The organism is Streptomyces sp. NPDC001828 (genome assembly GCF_042892175.1).
GTDB lineage: Bacteria > Actinomycetota > Actinomycetes > Streptomycetales > Streptomycetaceae > Streptomyces.
On record NZ_JBIATV010000014.1, the window covers coordinates 95318 to 114454 of the forward strand.

Sequence of the window (19137 nt, forward strand, 5' to 3'; positions counted from 1 at the left end):
GCGCGGGAACGGCGGAGCCGAGGACACCGGCCGCGCCGGATGCGGCGGCGGACCTGCCGTGGCTCGAGGAGCTCCAGGGCCGCACGGTCGTCGTCAAGTTCGGCGGCAACGCCATGGTGGACCCGGAGCTGCACCGGACGTTCGCCCAGGACGTGGTGGAGCTGTGGCACGCGGGCCTTCGGCCCGTCGTCGTGCACGGCGGCGGGCCCCAGATCAGCGCCCTGCTCGACCGGCTCGGCCTCGAAACGCGCTTCGAGGCCGGGCTGCGGGTGACCACCCCGGAGACGATGGACGTCGTGCGCATGGTGCTCACCGGCCGGGTCCAGCGGGAGCTGGTCGGGGCCATCAACGCCCACGGCCCGTTCGCCGTGGGCCTGTCGGGCGAGGACGCGCACACGATGACCGCCGTGCGGCGGGCCGCCGTGGTGGACGGCCGGCCGGTGGACATCGGCCTCGTCGGCGACATCGTGGCCGTGGACGCCTCGACGATCGGCACGCTCCTCGAGCAAGGCCGCATCCCGGTGATCTCGCCCGTCGCACGCGGCGAGGACGGCCAGATCTACAACGTGAACGCCGATCTCGCGGCCTCGGCGCTCGCCGTGGCCCTCGGCGCGGACCGGCTGATGGTGATGACCGACGTCGAGGGGCTCTACGCCGACTGGCCGCGCAGCACCGACGTCATCGACCGCCTGACGGCCAGTCAACTCGACTCGCTGCTGCCGGAGTTGGCGAGCGGCATGCTGCCCAAGATGGAGGGCTGCCTGCGGGCGGTCCGGGCCGGGGTCTCCCGTGCGCGGGTCATCGACGGCCGGGTGCCGCACGCGCTGCTGCGCGGCCTGTTCACCGAGGACGGACCCGGCACCACGGTGGTGCCGGACGAGGAGCCCGGGCCCCTGGGGCCCGGCGGCAAGGAGGACGGCGCGTGACCGCCGACAGCACGACCGGGCTCACCGACCGCTGGCGCGCGGTGATGATGGACAACTACGGCACACCCCCGCTGGCCCTGGTCAGGGGCGAGGGCAGCACGGTGTGGGACGAAGCCGGCCGCGCGTACACGGACTTCACCGGCGGGATCGCGGTCAACGCCCTCGGCCACGCCCACCCGGGCCTGCTCTCGGCCGTCTCGGAACAGGCCGCCCGGCTCGGGCACGTGTCGAACCTGTTCGTCTCGCAGCCGCCCGTCGCGCTGGCGGAACGGCTCGTGGACCTGCTGGGCAGGCCGGGCCGGGTGTTCTTCGCGAACTCGGGCGCCGAGGCGGTCGAAGCCGCCTTCAAGATCGCCCGAAGGACCGGGCGGCCGCACCTCGTCGCGGCCGAAGGCGGTTTCCACGGACGCACCATGGGGGCGCTGGCCCTCACCGGCCAGCCCGCCAAGCAGGCCCCCTTCGCACCCCTTCCGGCGCAGGTCACCCACGTCCCCTACGGCGACACACAGGCGCTGCGGGCGGCGGTCACCGAGCGCACCGCGGCGGTCGTCCTCGAACCGGTCCAGGGCGAGGCGGGGGTCGTTCCGGCCCCCGCCGGCTATCTGCGGGCCGCCCGCGAGATCACCCGGGCCACGGGCAGTCTGCTCGTGCTCGACGAGGTGCAGACCGGGATCGGCCGCACCGGCCACTGGTTCGCGCACCAGGCGGAGCCGGGCGTGGAGCCCGATGTGGTCACCCTCGCCAAGGGACTCGGCGGCGGACTGCCGATCGGCGCCACGGTCGCCTTCGGCGCCGCCGCCGAGCTGCTGACCCCGGGTCAGCACGGCTCGACCTTCGGCGGCAACCCCCTCGCGTGCGCGGCCGGGCTCGCCGTCCTGGAGGCCATCGAGAAGGAGGGGCTCCTGCCGCATGTCACGCGGGTCGGCGAGCGGCTTCGCGACGGCATCGAAGCGCTGGAGCACCCGCTGGTGCGCGAGGTGCGGGGCGCGGGGCTGCTCCTGGGCGTCGTCCTCGCCGAGCCGGTCGCCGCGCGGGTCCAACAGGCGGCCCAGGACGCCGGGTTCCTCGTGAACGCGGCCGGGCCCGGCGTCGTACGGCTGGCCCCCGCACTCACCGTGCCCGAGGAGCGGGCCGATGCCCTCGTGGCGGCCCTGCCCCCGGTCCTCGACGCCGTGCACGCGGCCGCGGGCGCGTCCTGACCTCCGGCCGAGGTCCCTCACACCAGGGGCGGGTCCCTCTCGGGGCCCGCCCCTCGGCGTCTACAGCGTGCGGGCCAGGACGCGCGCGTCGCGGCCGGGGTCCAGGGTGCGCGCCCAGGCGGGCGGGGCCAGTTCCGGGGCGACGGGGACGAAGCCGTGGCCGAGGAAGAGCCGGCCGCTCCCGGTCGTCGCGGTGAAGAGCCTGCCCAGAGCGCGGCCGCGGGCCCGGGCGAGCGCCGCCCGCAGCAGGCGGCCGCCCATGCCCGAGCCCTGCCGGTGGGCGGCGACGCAGAAGTTGTACAGCACGCCGTCCGTGGCGTGTTCGCTCAGCCCGAGGCCGCCTTCGAGGGTGCCGTCGGGGGCTTGGGCGACGAGGAAGTCGGACGCCCGGGCCAGGTACAGGGAGAGGGGGCGCTCACGGAGCGCGCCCGCGCGGACGAACGGCCGGGAGAGGGCGGCGAGCGCGGGGCCGTCGCCCTCGCGGGCCGGCCGCACCGTGAAGGCTGCGGCCGCGGGCCGTAGAGCGCCGGGCCATCGGGTGGCGGGGGCTCGGGGCGGCAGCGCGGCGGGGGCGGCAGGGGGCAGCGTGGCCGTGGTCAAGGCGTTCCTTCCTCGGGTCGCCGTTCGCGGGCGCGGGGATCTCCCGGACGGAGTCCGGGGGCCGCGGCGGGCCGGCCGGCCCCGATGGAACGGTCGAAGTAAGGTTAGCCTTACCTGAGTGAATGGGCCAAGTCGCCCGGGCGGCCGTCTCCCAACAGGACGACGGCACCGCTTTGCTGACGGACCGTCAGACGCACGAGGGCCACCGACTTCTCCTGCGCTACCCGCAAGGTCGGCCGGGGTAGGCGTCGGTCTCCGGGGTCCCGGCCTCCCGCATCCGGCGTATCACCTCGCCGAGGACCGCGTCGTCCACATCGAACGGGATGTTGAACTCCCGGTCGAAGACGATGGATTCGTCCGCGCCCCGGTGCCAGATCACCCAGCGCACCGGAACAGCCGCCCCGTCCCACAGCGGGGAGAGGCGTTCCAGGGTGTCCGTCCGACCGTTCACAGCTTTCCCGCTTCCGTTGCTCGTTGTCCGTCGACGAAGGTCGCCACGATCTCGATGCCGCCGATCCGGGAGGTCTCGACGCGCCGGGGGTCCTCGGCGAGGACGACCAGGTCGGCGCGCTTCGACGGGGTGAGGCTGCCGGCGACGGCGTCCCATCGGCAGGCGTGGGCGCCGGCGACCGTGTAGGCGTGTAGCGCCTCCTCGACGGTGATCGCCTCCCCGGGCCCGATCGGCCGGCCCGAGGCGGAGGCGCGCTCGACCATGAACTGCACGGCCCGCAGCGGTGCCCCGTCCGTGACGGGCCGGTCCGAGCTGCCCACGAGCGTTACCCCGTGGTCCAGGAACCCGCGGCCCCGGTACATCCAGGGCGCCCGACGCTCCCCCATCACCTGCGCGTAGTCGTCCCCGAAGGAGTACAGGAACGTCGGCTGGACGACCGCGCTGACGCCGAGGCGCGCGAAGCGCGGCAGCTGGTCGGGGCGGATCAGTCCGGCGTGCTCGATGCGGTGCCGCGCGTCGGGCCGGGGGCGCAGGCGCTGCGCCCGCTCCAGCGCGTCGAGCGCGAGGTCGGCGGCGCGGTCGCCGATGGCGTGGACGGCGAGCTGCCAGCCGGCGAGATGGCCGTCCACGACGAGTTGGGCCAGGCGTTCGGGGTCGTCCTGCAACTGGCCCGTGTGGTCCGTGCCCGCGTACGGCTCGGTGAGCGCGGCCGTGCGGGCCATCATGCCGCCGTCGGTGTAGATCTTGAGCGCGCCGAGCGACAGCCAGTCGTCCCCGAACCCGGTGCGCATGCCCAGGTCCAGGGCGCGCGGCAGGCCGTCCCGGGGGTGTGCCGCGCGCGGGCGCAGGGTGTCGGCGGCCGCCATGAGCTGGACCCGCAGCGGCAACCTGCCCTGGTCGCGCAGGAGTTGATAGGCGCCGAGCTCCACCGGGCTGTGGCCGAGCAGACCGCCCCCGATGCCCGCCTCGGCCACGGCGGTCACGCCTTCGGCGAGGCAGGTCCTGGCCGCCCGCTCGACGGCGTCGGCGAGGTCGGCCTGGGCGTAGGGCAGCCGGAGCCGTCGCACGGCGGCCATGGCGCCCTCGGCCAGGAAGCCGTCCCGGTGCGGGACTCCGGCGGGGAGCAGCTCCAGGACCGCGCTGTTGACGACACAGCCGTGGCCCGAGTCGTGCATCAGGAACACCTTGCGGCCGTGGGCGGCCGTGTCGAGTTCGGCGGCGGTCAGATGGCGGCCGAGGGCCCGCTGGTCGTAGCCCATCACGTCCACCCAGTCGCCGGGGGCGCCGGTGCGCGAGGTCGCTTCGGCGACGGCCGCGAGCACGTCCTCGGCCCGCCGGCACGGGGCGACGCTCGGGGCGTTCTGCTTCAGCCCGGCCCACGCCAGGTGGACATGGCTGTCGATGAACCCGGGCAGCACGGTGGCGCCCTGGAGGTCGACGACCTCGCGGGCGGGCAGGGAGGTCACGGCCTCGTCCAGGCCCACGATCCGGCCCCGCCAGATGCCCAGGTCGCGGGCGGCCGGGCGGTCCGGGTCCATGGTGACGATGTTCGCGTTCGTCAGCCTCGTGCACAGCATGGGAAGTCCGTCCGTTGCGGGCGGCCCCCGGGCCGCCGGGTCCGGCCGGCCCGGGCGTGCGGGCCGGGGCGGCGCCGGGCGTTCCCGGTCAGGCGTCCACGGCCGCCGCGAGGGAACGGGGGCGCAGGTCGGTCCAGTTCGACTCGATGAACTCCAGGCACGCGTCGCGGGTCGACTCCGCCAGCGCGACCGTCCACCCTCCGGGCACCTCGGCGAAGGACGGCCAGAGGGAGTGCTGGCCCTCGTCGTTCACCAGGACCAGGAAGCGGCCGTCGGCGTCGTCGAACGGGTTGGTGCTCATGCGGGGGTTCCTCCTGGAGCCCGTCGGGGGCGCCCGCGCGGTCCGGGCGCAGGCGCGTACCGGGCAGCAAGGGCCGCGCCCGTGGGGGTGGTTGATCGGGATGAGTCGGCCGTCGGGCGAGCCATGCTTAGGTTAGGCTCACCTAATTGAAGAGCTTAACGTTTCCCTCTCGTCCTCACAAGGAGACACCGATGCACGCGCCAGGACAACCGTCGGGGAGCCCGGGCAGGACCGGCACCGCCTCCGGCTCACCGGCCGGTCCGGGGACCCCGTTCGACGCGTACGGCCTGCCCGACAGGCCCGGCACCGACGCGTTCTGGGCGACGGCGGCACCCGCCTGCGTGCCGTCCGCGGACGGAGGCTGGACCGCCCTGTTCCGGTGGCGGGGCTCCCCCGCGGTCCTCGAGTTCGAGAGCTGGTCACAGCCCGTTCCGCTGGTCCGGTGGCGCGAGACGGACTGCTGGTACGCCGAGGTGCGCATGCCCGCCCGGCTCCGGGTGACCTACCGGTTCCTCGTGGGGGACGTCTCGTACGCCGACCCGTTCAACCCGGTCGGCGCCGGCGGCGAGCGGTCCATCGCCGCCACCCCGGACGCCCCGCCCCAGCCGCACTGGCCGGCCGTCGACGCGGCCGATGTGCTGCCGCTGCCCCGCACCCGCGTCCGCTGGGCCAGTGAACTGCTGGGCGGCCGGCGCACCGTGCGGGTCCACCCGGTGGGCGGCGGCGGCCCGGTGGTGCTGCTGCTCGACGGGGACGACTGGCTGCATCTGCACCCGGCGATGACCGCGTTCGACGCCGCCTTCGCCGCGGGCGAGATGCCCCCGGCCACGCTGGTCTTCGTGCCGGCCAAGGACCGGCTCGGCGAGTTCGGGTGCCGGCCGCGGTGGTGGGAGGCGGTACGGGACGAACTGCTTCCGCTGGTGGCGGACGGTGAAGTGCCCGCGGATACGGGCACGTTGGTGGTCGCCGGGCAGAGCCTGGGCGGCCTGAGCGCGATGTACGCGGCCCTTGAGTTCCCGGACCTGGTGTCCCGCGTCGCCTGCCAGTCGGGGTCGTTCTGGTGGACACCGGGCGCCGAGGACCTGGCGGACCCGCTGGGCGGCCCGGCCGGCGGCGCCATCGCCGCGCGCCTGCGCGAGCACCCCGCCCCGGCGGGGCTGAGGATCGCCTTCGACCTGGGCGAGCACGAGACGCGCATGCTCCCCCACTGCGAAGCGGTCGAGGCCCTCACGAAGAACTCCGGTGCCACCGTGCGCGTTTCGCGTTCGGCGGCGGGCCACGACCGGGCCGGCTGGCGCCAGGCCCTGCTCCGGGACGTCGCCTGGGCCCTGGCCTGACGGGCGGACACCACCCGACGGGCAACGGCCCGGGGGCCCGGCGATCCGCCGGGCCCCCGGGCCGTCCTCACCGGTTCACCGGTTCACCGCTTCCGTCGCTCACCTGGTCACCGCCGCGCTGTACGCCTCGTCGGTCGCCAGCAGCTTGCGGTGGGTGCCCTCGGCCGTGACGACTCCGTCGTCCACGACCAGGACCCGGTCGGCGGCGTCGAGCAGCGCCGGACTGCTGGTGATCACCACGGTGGTCCGGCCCCGGCGCAGCTCGGCGAGGTTGCGGGCGACGAGCTGCTCGGTGACGGCGTCCACCGCCGTCGTCGGATCGCGCAGCACGAGTACGTCCGTGTCGGCGGCCAACGCCCGTGCCAGGGACAGGCGTTGACGCTGCCCTCCGGAGAGGTTCGAGCCGCGGTCGCGCACCTCGTAGTCGAGCCCCTGCCGGTGCAGGGCCACGACATCGGTCAGCAGGGAGGCCTCGACCGCCTCGGGCAGCATCCGGCTCGTCCCCGAGGGGTCGATGTTGGAGCGGAGCGTCCCGGCGAAGATCTCCCCGTCATAGGGGTTCACCAGGATGTGCTCGCGGACCGAGTCGACCGAGAGCCCCGCGAGCTGCCGCCCGCCGACCCGTACCACTCCCTCGTAGGCGTCCGGCGGGACCCGCACCGCGAGGATCGAGGCGATCTCGGCCGCCGCACGCGGCTCGTAGGCCGCGATCGCCGTGAACTCGCCCGCCGGGACATGGAACTTCAGCCCCCGCAGGGACCCGTACCGCACGCAGTCGATCTCCAGGTCCCCGCCCGGGTCCACGCGCTCCGAGCCCGGGTCCGCCACCGGCGGCGCGGACAGGACGAGGGCCATCCGCTCGGCCGACGCGCGCGCCATCATCACGTACTTCGGCATGTCCGAGAACTGCCTCAGCGGCTCCATGATGAACTGCGCGAGGCCCACGGCCATGACGAGCTGCCCGATGCCGACCTGGCCGTCGAAGGCCAGCCAGCCGGCGGTCAGGGTCACCGAGACCGCGAGGATCGCGTTGAGCCCGAGGGCCGTGCCCGCGTAGACGCCGTTCACCCGGGCCACGGTGATCGACTGCTCCTTCGCCTCCGTGCTGACCTTCCGGTAGGACCGGAACGCCGCGTGGTTGCCGCCGAAGCCGTGCAGCGGGCGCAGGCCGGTGATCAGGTCGGCGACCTTCGCGCCCGCCCGTGCCACCCGGGCCTGCTGCTCCTTGGTGCTGGTGCCGATCCGCTTGGACATCACGCTGAGGACCGAGAGGATCGCGACGGTCCCCACGATGACGAGCACCCCGAGCCGCAGGCTCGCCATGCCCAGCGCGACCGCCGCGATCAGCACCGAGATCATGGAGCTGATCAGGATCGGCACCACCTCGACGATGTCGGCGGTCTGGTCGGCGTCCTCGGTGGCGATGGTCAGCACCTCGCCGGACTTCAGACCGGTGTTCCGCGCCACCGGCTGGAGGCCGCAGGCCGCGACCTTCACCCGCCAGCGGTGGGCCTCGGTCGTGTTGGCCTTCTGCAGGATGCGCATCCCGAACCGCCACGACAGGGACACCGTCGTGATGATCACGGCGAGCGCCGCGACCGACACGGCGAGCGAGGTGGTGCTCCGCTCGCTCAGCGTGTGCTCGACGATCAGGCCGAGCGCGATCGGGAAGGCGGTCTCGCCGGCTTGGTAGAGGCCCATGAGGACGGTGCCCCAGACCATGGCGCCGACGTTGCGGCGTATCGCCGTGCGCAGGATGTCCGATCCCGGGCGGCGGGATCGCTGGACGTCAGGAGTGCTCATCGATGTGACGCGCCATCGCTTCCGGGGTTCGCAGGGTGAAGAGATCACGGATCGTGATCACGGGGCCGAACTCCCGGCGCAGGAGCCCGACCAGACGTACGGCCAGCATGGAGTGTCCGCCGAGGGAGAGGAAGTCGCCCACCGCGCTCACCTCGTCGTCGTCCAGGTCCAGGGTCTCCGCGAAGAACTCGCAGACCAGGGTCTCGGTCTCGGTCTCCGGGCCGCGCTCACCCGAAGTGGTCAGCGCTCCCAGCGGCTTGGGCTCGGGAAGGGCCGAGGTGTCGGCCTTCCCGTTCACCGTGAGGGGGATGCTGTCGACCTGGGCGTAGTGCGTCGGGCGCAGGAAGTCCGGCAGCCCCCTGCCCGCCTCGGCGGCGACCGTCGCGAGGTCCGCGCCGCCGTCGAGCACGAGGTAGGCGGCCAGCCGGTACGCGCCGTCGACCCCCGGGTCGCGCTGGGCGACGGCGGCGGTGAACGCCACCGCCGGGTGCGCAGTGAACGCGGCCTCGACCTCGCCCAGTTCGACCCGGTGTCCGCGGATCTTGACCTGCTGGTCGGTGCGGCCCAGGTACATCAGGTTCCCGTCGGGGCGCCGGACCACCAGGTCGCCGGTGCGGTACATCCGCTCGCCGGGCTCGCCGAAGGGGGACGCGACGAAGCGGTGCGCGGTCTGGGCCGGCCGGCCGAGATAGCCCCGGGCGATGCCGACGCCCGAGACGTAGAGCTCGCCGGGCACCCCGTCCGGCAGCGGGCGCAGCCACGGGTCGAGCACGAACACGTCGGTGTTGTCGATGGCCACGCCCACCACCGGGTCCTGGCACTCGAAGGTGCCGACACCCAGGGTGTTGATGGTGTATTCGGTGGGGCCGTACAGGTTGTAGCCGACCGTTCCCTCCGTGTCGGCGAGCCGCTGCCACAGGGTGGGCGTGACGGCCTCGCCGCCGAGGAGGACCAGCGCGGGGCGCCGGGCCGGGTCGTCGAGCAGGCCCTCCGCCACCAGCTGCTGCGCGTACGTCGGCGTCACGTTGACGACGTCGATCCCGTGCTCACCGCAGTACTCGACGAGGGCGGGCGCGTCGCGGCGCAGCTCCTCGTCGCAGATGTGCACCTCGTGGCCGTCGGCGAGCCACAGGAGCTCCTCCCACGACATGTCGAACGCGAACGAGACGGTGTGGGCGATCTTGAAGAGCCGGTCGCCGTGCTCGGCGAGTACGGGTTCGAAGATGCGGCGCTGGTGGTTGATCAGCATGTTGGTGAGACCGGCGTACTCGGTCACGACGCCCTTGGGCTTCCCCGTCGAACCGGAGGTGTAGATCGTGTACGCGGGGTGGCGCAGGCGCCGCGGGTCGTCCGGGGCGAACGTCGTGAAGGGCTCGGCCGGCGGCAGGGGCCGGTCCAGTTCGATCGTCTCGCCGGTCAGCCGCCGCGACACGGCGCCGACGGTGAGGATCACGTCAGGGCGGGCGTCCTCGACGATCGCCGCGAGCCGCTCGTCCGGGTGGTCCAGCTCCAGCGGTACGTACGCCGCTCCCGTGCGCAGCACCGCGAACAGCGCCACGATCGAGTCCAGCGAACGCGGGATCGCGAGGCCGACGGTCCGCTCGGGTCCGATGCCGCGAGCGGCGAGCACGCCCGCCAACTGGCGGCTGCGGTCACGGAGTTGGGCGAAGGTCATGCTCCGGCCGTGCGCGACGAGCGCGGTCCGCTCCGGGGCCTTGTCGGCCGCCAGGTCGAACCGGTCGACCACGGTGTCCGTGCCGATGTCCGTGCGGAGGACGGGCTCGGGCACCGGGCCGAGGCCGCGCAGTGCCCCCACCGGTCCGGTCGAACCGGCGAGGTCGCCGAGGACGCGCACGTAGTCGTCGAGGAGACGACGGGCACGGTCGCTGTCGCCGTGGCGGTGCTCCAGCTTGACGGTGAGGCGCTCGCCGGGGGTGACGACCCAGGTGAACGGATAGTGGGTGGAGTCGTCGGACTTCACCGCGGTGATGCCGTGCCGGGCGTTCATCTCGGCGAAGGCGTCCATGTCCAGGAAGTTCTGGAGCACGAAGAGGTTGTCGAACAGGGCGTCGTGGCCGGCCGCCCGCTGGATCTCGCCGAGCCCGAGGTGCTCGTGTTCCATGGCCGCGACCCGGGCGCTCTGCACGGCCGACAGGTAGTCCGCGACGGTGTCGTCCGGCCGGGCCCGCGTCCACATCGGCACGGTGTTGAGGAGCACGCCGACGATGTCGGACAGGCCCTCGCCCTCGCGGCCGGAGACGGTCACGCCGAACACCGCGTCGGCGCGGCCCGTGTGCGCGCCGAGCAGCAGCCCGAACGCGCCGGTCAGTACGGAGTTCAGGGTGACGCCGTGTGCCTTGGCCGCCTCCCGCAGCTGTGCCGACCGCTCGGCGGAGAGCGTGTGGACGAGGGCGGGCGGCAGGTCGTCACTGAGCGTCGGGGCCGGCCCGGCGAGCAGGGTCGGGCCCGGGAGCCCGGCCAGGTGCTCGGCCCAGAACCGCTCCGATGCGGCCTGGTCCCTGGCGGCGATCGCCCGGGCGTAGTCCTCGAATCCGGGCGTGGCCGGGTCGCTGTCCGGCCGCCGGCCCGCGAGGACGGCCTCGTACGCGGTGAACAGGTCGCGCAGCACGATCTCGCGGGACCAGCCGTCCCACAGCAGCAGGTGGTAGCTGAGCAGCAGGCCGTCGCGGCCGTCCGGCAGCCGGATCACGGTCAGCCGGATCAGCGGCGGCTCGGCCGGGTCGAACCCGGTGTTGCGGTCCCGGACGCGCAGGGCCTCGACGTCCGCTTCGGTGGACAGCCCGACCGTGTGGACGGTGATCCGCCGGCCGGCCTTGAGGACCTGGACGGGGTTGCCGTCGTCGTCGGTGAGGAAGCCCGCGCCGACCACGGGGTGCCGGGCGATCACCGAGGCCATGGCCTCGGCCAGCGCGTCGGTGTCCAGGCGCCGGTCGAAGGCGAAGTAGCTCTGGGCGACGTAGTGCCCGGCCGAACCCGCCATCTGGGCCTGGAAGTACAGGCCCCGCTGGAGCGGGGTGACCGGTGCCGTGCGCTCGGCCGTGTCGGCGGCGTCCGCGATGGCTTCCAGGGCGCGCGACCAGTGCGCGGTGATCTCGTCGGGGATCTCCTCGGCGAGGGTGAAGGCGGCGTGCAGGCTGCCGGTGGCCGCGTCGGTCCAGGCGTTGACCTCCACGGCGTAGGGGCTGCCCTGGTCGCCGCCGGTGATGTGCGGCACCTGTGATTCGCCGCTCCGGCCGAGGTAGTTGAACAGGACCTGCGGCCGGGCGGTCAGGAGCGGCGCGGTCTGCGGGTTGAGGTAGCGCAGCCGGCCGTAGGCGAGGTGTCCGGCCTCGTCGGGCTGCCGCTCGGCGAGTTCGCGGGCGGCGGCGACGGGGTCGGTGTGCGCGGTGAGCCGGACGGGCGCGATGGCGGTGAACCAGCCGACCGTGCGCGTGTAGTCGTGGTGTCCGAGAACGGGGAACCGGCCGTGGCGTTCCAGCTCGATGGCGAGGTCGGTGGGCGCCGGCTGGATCGCGGTCAGGGCGGTGCGCAGGGCGCCGCACAGCAGCTCGGTCAGCGCGACGCCGAGGGCGGCGGGCGCGGTGCGCGTCACCCGGTCCCCGAGGCCGGGCCCGACGACCACGGTGGTGTCCCGCAGGCCGCCCACGGCGGGCAGCAGCGGGGGCGCCTGGAGGGTGTCGGTCCAGTGCCCGAGGCCGTCGGTCTCCTCGGCGGCGCGCAGGGTCAGTGCCTCGGCGTACTCGGCGTAGGACGTGGTCGCCGGCGCGAGGGGCTCGCCGCGCAGTGCGGCCGCCATGTCGTCGAGCAGGATCAGCCAGGACACCGCGTCGACCGCGAGGTGGTGCACGGTGATCACCAGGGTGCGGCTCGACGCGAGCCAGGAGAACGCGGTGACGTTCCCCGACGCGGGGTCGAGCGATGCCGCCGCCTCGTTCGCGGCGGTCTCGGCGTCGGCCGCCGCCGAGTGGAGGAGGACGGCCGCGCGGGCGGGTTCGGTCACCAGGGTCCACACGCCGTGCCCGGTGTTCAGGCGCATCCGCAGGGCGGGGTGGGCGGCGAGCAGCGCGTCGGCGGCGCGTTCGATGCCGGCGGGCGTGGTGCCCTCGGCCACCTCGATGGTCCGCGCCTGGGCGAACCGGTCGAGGGAGCCGCCCAGTTCGCGCTGGCGCAGGATGACCGGCGTGGGCGGCAGCGGGCCGTCCGCGCGGGGCGCGGGCGCGGGCGGGGCGGAGGCCGAAGGCGTCTGCGGGGCGCGGGCGCCGAGGAGTTCGGCCAGTGCCCGGGGGGTCTTGTGCAGGAACACGTCGCGGGGCGCGATCGGCAGGCCGAGCGCCCTGGCCCGGTTGACGACGGTGATGGCGACGATGCTGTCGCCGCCGGCGCCGAAGAAGTCGGTCTCGGCGTCCGCGCCGGGATGGTTCAGCGTCTCGGCGAAGATGGCGACGAGCGAGGACAGGGCGGAGCCGGTGACAGCCACCGGGGTGTCGTCCTGTGCGGCCCGTGCGGCGAGGGCCTTGCGGTCCAGCTTGCCGTTGACGGTCAGCGGCAGGGCGTCCACCGGCAGGACCCGGCCCGGGACCATGTGCACGGGCAGCCGCTCGGCGAGCAGCGCGGCGAGTTCGCCGGGCACCCGGCCCACGACGTGCGCGACGAGGTGGTCGCCGCTGTCGGCGACGGTGACGGCCACGTCGACGACGCCCGCCAGGTCACGGATCGCGGACTCGACCTCGCCGAGTTCGATGCGGAAGCCCTTGAGCTGGACCTGGTCGTCGGCGCGGCCGGTGAACTCCAGCTCGCCGTCGAGGGTGCGGCGGGCGAGGTCGCCCGTGTGGTACATGCGGGCGCCGTCGTTCGTGAACGGGTTCGCCACGAACCGGCCCGCGGTGAGGCCCGGCCGGCCCAGGTAGCCGAGCGACACCTGGTCGCCGGCCACGTAGATGGCGCCCTCCCGGCCCGGCGCCACCGGCGCGAGGCGGTCGTCGAGGAGGTAGGTGACCAGGCCCGGCAGGGGGCCGCCGATGGGGCTGGCGTCGTCGCCGGGGCCGAAGTCGTCGTCGGTCAGCACCCGGTGGGTCACGTGCACGGTGGTCTCGGTGATCCCGTACATGTTGACCAGCTCGGGCGCGGCGGTGCCGTGCCGCTCGACCCAGCCGCGCAGCCGCCCGAGGTCGAGGGCCTCGCCGCCGAAGATGACGCGGCGCAGGGCGGTGAGGGGCTCGGCCGCGAGCCGGTCGGCCTCGATGAACTGGTAGAAGGCGGAAGGGGTTTGGTTGAGGACGGTCACCCCGTGCTCGCGGACGAGGCGGTGGAAGTCCACCGGGCTGCGGGTCAACCCGTAGTCCGGGAGCAGCAGTTCGCCGCCGTGGACCAGGGCGCCCCACAGCTCCCAGACCGCGAAGTCGAAGGAGTAGGAGTGGAACTGGACCCACACGTCGGCCGGGCCGAAGTCCATGTCGGGCCGGGTGTTGGCGAGCAGGGTCACCACACTGGAGTGCGGCACGACGACACCCTTGGGCCGGCCGGTCGAGCCGGAGGTGTAGATCACGTACGCGGGGTCGTGCCAGGTGGCCGGGGGCGCGGGGGTGACGTCCGCGGCCCGCGCCGGCTCGTCCCCCTGGACGAGCACACGGGCCGGGACGCCGGCCTTCTCCAGGAGTGCCGTGAAGCGCTCCCGCTGCTCCGGGTCGACGAGGACGGCCTGGGGCGCGGCGTCCGCGAGGACGTACTCGAGACGCTCGTCGGGGTACGCCAGGTCCAGGGGTACGTACGCGCCGCCCGCGCTGACGATCGCGACCAGGGCGACGACCTGCTCGATGGTGCGCGGGACCGCGACGGCCACGCGCCGGCCCGGCCGGACCCCGGCCGCGCGCAGGGCGGCGGCCAACTCGTCCTTGGCGGCGGCCAGTTCACCGTAGGTCAGGGACCGGGTGGTGCCGTCGAGGGCGCACTGGGTGACGGCGGTGGCGGCCGGGTCGCGGTCCGCCGCGGCGTCGAAGAGGGCGCCGAGGGTCGTGGGGGTGACCGGCGCGGGGCTCCCGGCCGCCCGGGGCACGAGGTCGCGGACGGGTGCGTCGGGCCGGTCGAGGAGGCCGGTGAGGGTGTGGGTGAACCGGCGCAGGAGGTCCTGTGCGCCGCTCTCCCGCAGCAGTTCGCCGTCGTAGATCAGGTTGAAGCTCGGGCGCCCGTCCGGGGAGCGCTCCACGACCAGCGTCAGCGGGTAGTGCGGGGCGCCCTCGTTGACGAGTTCGGTGACGACGAGCGTGTCGCCGGGGCGGCGCAGGGCACTGACGTCGGTCGCCACGTCGAACACCACGAGGGTGTCGAAGAGGGAGCCGACGCCGGCCTGCCGGCCGATCCGGGCCAGCGAGACGTGCTGGTGCGCCAGGACCGCGCCCTGGTGTTCGCGCACCGAGGACAGCAGCTCGCGCGCGGTGGTTCCGGCGCCCCAACGGGCGCGCAGCGGAACGGTGTTGATGAACAGGCCGACCATGTCGGCGATGCCGGGCACGTCCGCGTCGCGGCCGGAGACGGTGGAGCCGAACACGACGTCCGAGGAGTTCAGGATGTCGCCCAGGGTCAGCGCCCAGGCGCTGTGCACGGCGACGCTCAGCGTCGCGCCGGCCGACCGGACGGCCGCGTCGAGGTCGTGCGCCGCCTCCAGGGAGGTGTCGGCGAACCGGTCGGACGGGGTGTGCCCGGCCGCCACCAGCGAGGGGCCGGGCAGCTCGGCGAGCTCGGCGCCCCACACGCGGTCGCTCTCGTCGGCGTCGCGTCCCGCGAGCCAGCCGACGTAGTCGGCGAATGTGCCCAGCGGGTACACGGTTCCCGGCGCGTGGTACTCGGCGAGCAGCGCGCGCAGCATCGGCGGCACCGACCAGCCGTCGGCGATGAGGTGGTGCACGGTCTGCACCAGGACGCCCCGCCCGGACTCCGGGTCGCGGAACAGCGTGAACCGCATCAGGGGTCCGGTGGCCAGGTCGAAGCCGGCCCGGCGGTCGCGCTCGGCGTGCTCGCGGATCTCCTCGTCGGTGATGCCGGGACGCTCGACCGCGGTGAAGGGCGCCTCGGCGCCGCCCCGCAGGACGGAGACGACGCGGCCGTCGTCGAGGGCGGTGAACCGCGCGGCGAGGTTCGGGTACAGGGCGAGCAGGCGGGTCGCCGCGGCCGCCAGCCGGTCGGCGTCGATGTCGCCTTCCAGCGTGAGGAGTTGCTGCTCGACGTAGCTGCCCGCGGAGTCGTCGTCGTAGACCGAGTGGAAGTACAGGCCTTCCTGGAGCGGGGTCAGCGGCAGGACGTCGCGCAGTCCGGGGCCGTCCAGGGCGTCGACGTCGGCCTGGGTCAGCCGCACCAGCGGGAAGTCGCTGGGCGAGTGGCCGCCGTGGTCGAGCGCGGCGAGGCCGGTGAGGGCGCTCTGGAAGTAGCTGCCGAGCGTCTCCACGTCCTCGTCGGTGAACATCCCCTCGGGCCAGGAGATCGTGGTGACGAGCTGGTACTCGCCGGTGGCGGCGGGTTCGGCGATCGCGTTGAACTCCAGGGCGCGCGGCAGGCGCATCCTCGGGTCGCGCTTCTCGCCCAACTGGCCGGTGGTTCCCGCGAGTTGCCAGTCGCCTGCGGCGCCCGCGTCGAAGCGGCCCAGGTAGTTGAACAGGACCTGGGGCGCGGGGGCGGTGAAGGAGACGCCGGCCAGGTGGCGCAGGGCGCCGTAGGAGACGCCGTTGCCCGGTACGCGGGCGAGGTCCTCCTTGACCGCCTTGAGTGCGGCGGCGAGGTACGCGGGGGCGGTGAGGTCGTTTGCCGTGCCGGGGTCCACGGTCACCGGGAACAGCGTGGTGAACCAGCCGACGGTTCGCGAGAGTTCGGCCTCCACACCGGTGGCGGCCGCCACGTGACGGCCTTCGCGTCCGTGGCCCTCCAGTTCGATGTGCGCGAACGTCTGGTCCTGGCCGAGGTCGCGGCGCCGGCGGGCGAGGGCGACGGCGAGCGCGGTCAGCAGCACGTCGTTGACGCCCGCGTGGAACTTCGCCGGGACCTCGCCGAGCAGCGCGGCCGTGAGGCCCGGTCCGGCCGTGAAGGTCCGCTGCCGTTCCCGCTCGACGGTGTCGTCGGCGGACAGGGCCCGCCGGCCCAGCGGCGCGTCCGGCCCCGGCAGGGGGCGCTCGAAGTGGGCGCGGTCCGCGTCGAAGGCGGCGCGCTCCAGGAGCTGGGTCCAGCGCCGGAACGAGGTGCCGGCCGGAGGGAGTTCGACGGTTTCGCCGGCGGACGCCAGGCGCCAGGCGGTGGCGAGGTCCTCCATCAGGACGCGCCAGGACACTCCGTCGATCACCACGTGGTGGACGACGAGGACCAGCTGGCGTGCCGCGCGGCGCCAGACGGCCCGCAGCATCACGCCGTGGTCCGGGTCGAGTCCCTCGGTGGCGAGGGCGACGCACGCGTCGAGGGGCAGGTCGCTCTCCTGCCAGCCCGCCGTGGCCGTGTCGGCCTCCGGGATGTCGAAGCTCCAGCGCTCGCCGCGCACGAGCCGGGCGCGCAGCATGTCGTGCCGGGCGACGACGGAGGTGAGGACGGCGTCGAGGGTGGCGGCGGTGAGGTCCGCCGGGGTGTTCAGGACGACGGACTGGACGAATCCGTCGATGGCGTCGGTGGTCTCGCCGAGCCACTGGACGATGGGCGACGCGGTGACGGGCCCGGTGGCGACGTCGGCGTGGTCCACCCCCGACACGTCCTCGCGGCTCGCCACGGCCGCGAGTGCGCCCAGCACGCTGTTGGCGAAGATCTGCCCCGCGCTGACATAGAGCCCCGCCTCGCGCAGCGCGCTCAGCAGCGAGATGGCGAGGATGCTGTCCCCGCCGAGCTGGAAGAAGTCCTGGTCGACGCCGACTTCCTCCAGGCGCAGGACGGCGGCGACGGCCGCGCACACGGCGCGCTCGTCGTCGGTCGAGGGCCGGACGAACGAGCCGGTCACGATCTCGGGCTCGGGCAGCGCGCGCCGGTCCAGCTTGCCGTTCGCGGTGAGCGGGAACTCCCGCATCACGACGAGGTGGGCGGGCACCATGTACTCCACCAGGTGGCCGGCGGCCCAGGCCTTGACCTCGTCCGCCCGCAGGTCCTCATGGCCGGCGGCCGGGATCACGTAGCCCACGAGGTAGGTGCCGCCCGCGCTGTTCTTCTTGGCGACGACGCAGGTGTGCCGGACGTGGGGGTGCTCGGCGAGACCGGCCTCGACGTCCTCGAGTTCGAGCCGCATGCCGCGGACCTTGACCTGGTTGTCGGCCCGGCCCAGGAAGTCGAGCGAGCCGTCCGGGGCGAACCGGGCGAGGTCGCCGGTGCGGTAGAGGCGCGACCCGTCGTCGGCGAAGGGGTTCGCCACGAACCGCGAGGCGGTCAGGCCGGGCGCGCCCACATAGCCGCGCCCCAGGAGGAAGCCGCCCACGTAGAGCTCGCCGCCGACGCCGACCGGGACCGGGCGCAGCTCGTCGTCCAGGACGTACAGCTGGGTGTTGGGGTTGGCCTTGCCGATGGACGTCGACAGGCGCTCGGCCGTGTCCCGGTAGATGACGTGGGAGACGCCGATCGTCGTCTCGGCCGGGCCGTAGCCGTGGTACATCGGGATGCCGAGCCGGGTGCGGAACCGTTCGTACAGCTCCGGGGTGAGCACCTCGCCGCCGCACCACACGTGCCGCAGGCTGCCGAGGCGGTCGGAGTCGCCCGCCATCTCCAGGAGGACGTCGAGCATGGAGGAGACGAGATAGGTGAAGGTGACGCGCTGTTCGGCGATCACGCCCAGCATGTGGTGCGGGTCGCGCTCACCGCCGGGGCGCAGGACCACCAGGCGGGCGCCGCACACCAGCGGCAGGAAGATCTCGTTGACGGATATGTCGAAGGACAGCGGCGCCTTGAAGAGCGAGGCGTCGTCGTGGCCGAAGCCGAGGATCTCGTCGACCTGCCACAGCAGGCGCTCGCTGATCGCCTCGTGCCGGATCATCGCGCCCTTGGGCCGGCCGGTCGAACCGGACGTGAAGATGACGTAGGCCAACGCGTCGCCGCGGACGGGGACTTGGGGGTCCTCGTCGGGCTGGTCGCCGTGCTGCCAGTCGTCGAGATCGACGGCGACGGCGGCGGGTTCGGCCGGGTCGTGTGCGCCGGAGTCGTTGAGCTGGACCACGACGCGGGCGTCGTCGATGACGACGGCGCGGCGCGCGGCGGGCCACTGCGGGTCGAGCGGCACGAACGCGCAGCCGGCCTGGAGCACTCCGAGCAGGCCGATCACCAGGTCGGCGGAGCGGCCGAGCGAGATGCCGACGACCTGCTCGGCGGTGAGCCCGAGTCCCCTGAGTTGGTGGGCCAGTTGGGCCGACTTCCGCGCCGCCTCGCGGTAGGTCAGTGAGCGGTGTTCGTCGACGATGGCGACCGCGTCCGGCCTGAGCCGCGCCTGTTCGCGGAACATCTCCACGATGGTCGGGCGGACCCGGTCGGACCCGGTGTCGTTCCATTCGGCCAGGGTCCTCAGCCGTTCCGTCACGCCGGAGGGGCCGATGGCCGCGAGGGGCCGGTCCGGGAAGTCGGCCAGGTCGTCGAGGGCGAGCTGGGCGTCGGACACCAGGACGCCGTCCGGCACGGCGATGCGGATGCCGTCCGGGCCGGCCGCGCCGACCTCCCAACCGCCGGGCGCGCCCAGGCCGTTGTCGACCCGGGCGACGACGTCCGCGAACGGCGTGCCGGGAGCGAGGTCGAGGCCGGCCGGGCTCCGGCCCGCCGCCCAGTACGCGAGACCGATGGCGCCCGCCTCGGCGACGGTCCGGTCGGAGTAGCCGCCCAGGCGCCGGCGCACATCGGCCAGTCGCGCGGGAGAGAACAGCACGAGACGAGCGCTCGGTTCCATCATCGAAGACTCAACACCCTTCCAAGGCACGAAGGTAACCCTA

General features: G+C 74.0%; 9 protein-coding genes. 3 read left to right on the forward strand and 6 right to left on the reverse strand.

The features are described from left to right. Nucleotides 1-53 precede the first annotated feature (53 nt). Nucleotides 54-926 carry an acetylglutamate kinase gene (argB, locus tag ACFYZA_RS32005; RefSeq protein WP_388494310.1) on the forward strand — a complete coding sequence of 291 codons (873 nt, stop codon included), beginning with the start codon at nt 54-56 and terminating at the stop codon, nt 924-926. 44 nt (nt 927-970) lie between these two features. Next, nucleotides 971-2125 (forward strand): acetylornithine transaminase, encoded by a 1155-nt coding sequence (locus ACFYZA_RS32010; protein WP_388494311.1) that lies wholly within the window; start codon nt 971-973, stop codon nt 2123-2125. Nucleotides 2126-2185: 60 nt separating this feature from the next. Here the strand turns inward: ACFYZA_RS32010 and ACFYZA_RS32015 are convergent, their stop codons facing one another. The 4 genes from ACFYZA_RS32015 to ACFYZA_RS32030 all read right to left on the reverse strand — a co-directional run bounded on the left by ACFYZA_RS32015 (nt 2186) and on the right by ACFYZA_RS32030 (nt 5054). Further along, a complete protein-coding gene (locus ACFYZA_RS32015; protein ID WP_388494239.1) occupies nt 2186-2725 on the reverse strand; it encodes a GNAT family N-acetyltransferase in 540 nt (179 codons plus the stop codon). A gap of 220 nt (nt 2726-2945) precedes the next feature. Further along, nucleotides 2946-3176 carry a hypothetical protein gene (locus ACFYZA_RS32020; RefSeq protein ID WP_388494240.1) on the reverse strand — a complete coding sequence of 77 codons (231 nt, stop codon included), beginning with the start codon at nt 3174-3176 and terminating at the stop codon, nt 2946-2948. Further along, nucleotides 3173-4753, reverse strand: coding sequence for an amidohydrolase (locus tag ACFYZA_RS32025; protein ID WP_388494241.1), 1581 nt, complete (start codon nt 4751-4753; stop codon nt 3173-3175). The genes ACFYZA_RS32020 and ACFYZA_RS32025 overlap by 4 nt, the downstream gene beginning before the upstream one ends. Nucleotides 4754-4841: 88 nt before the next feature. Then, on the reverse strand, nt 4842-5054 hold the full coding sequence (locus ACFYZA_RS32030) for an MbtH family protein (RefSeq protein WP_382590232.1): 213 nt from the start codon (nt 5052-5054) through the stop codon (nt 4842-4844). A gap of 191 nt (nt 5055-5245) precedes the next feature. Between ACFYZA_RS32030 and ACFYZA_RS32035 the strand changes: the two genes are divergently transcribed. Then, nucleotides 5246-6391, forward strand: coding sequence for an alpha/beta hydrolase-fold protein (locus ACFYZA_RS32035; protein WP_388494242.1), 1146 nt, complete (start codon nt 5246-5248; stop codon nt 6389-6391). 99 nt (nt 6392-6490) lie between these two features. Here ACFYZA_RS32035 and ACFYZA_RS32040 read toward each other — a convergent pair whose 3' ends face one another. Further along, nucleotides 6491-8194 (reverse strand): ABC transporter ATP-binding protein, encoded by a 1704-nt coding sequence (locus ACFYZA_RS32040; RefSeq protein ID WP_388494243.1) that lies wholly within the window; start codon nt 8192-8194, stop codon nt 6491-6493. Beyond that, complete coding sequence (locus ACFYZA_RS32045; RefSeq protein ID WP_388494244.1) at nt 8181-19097, reverse strand: amino acid adenylation domain-containing protein; 10917 nt, start codon at nt 19095-19097, stop codon at nt 8181-8183. The genes ACFYZA_RS32040 and ACFYZA_RS32045 overlap by 14 nt, the downstream gene beginning before the upstream one ends. Nucleotides 19098-19137: the final 40 nt, after the last annotated feature.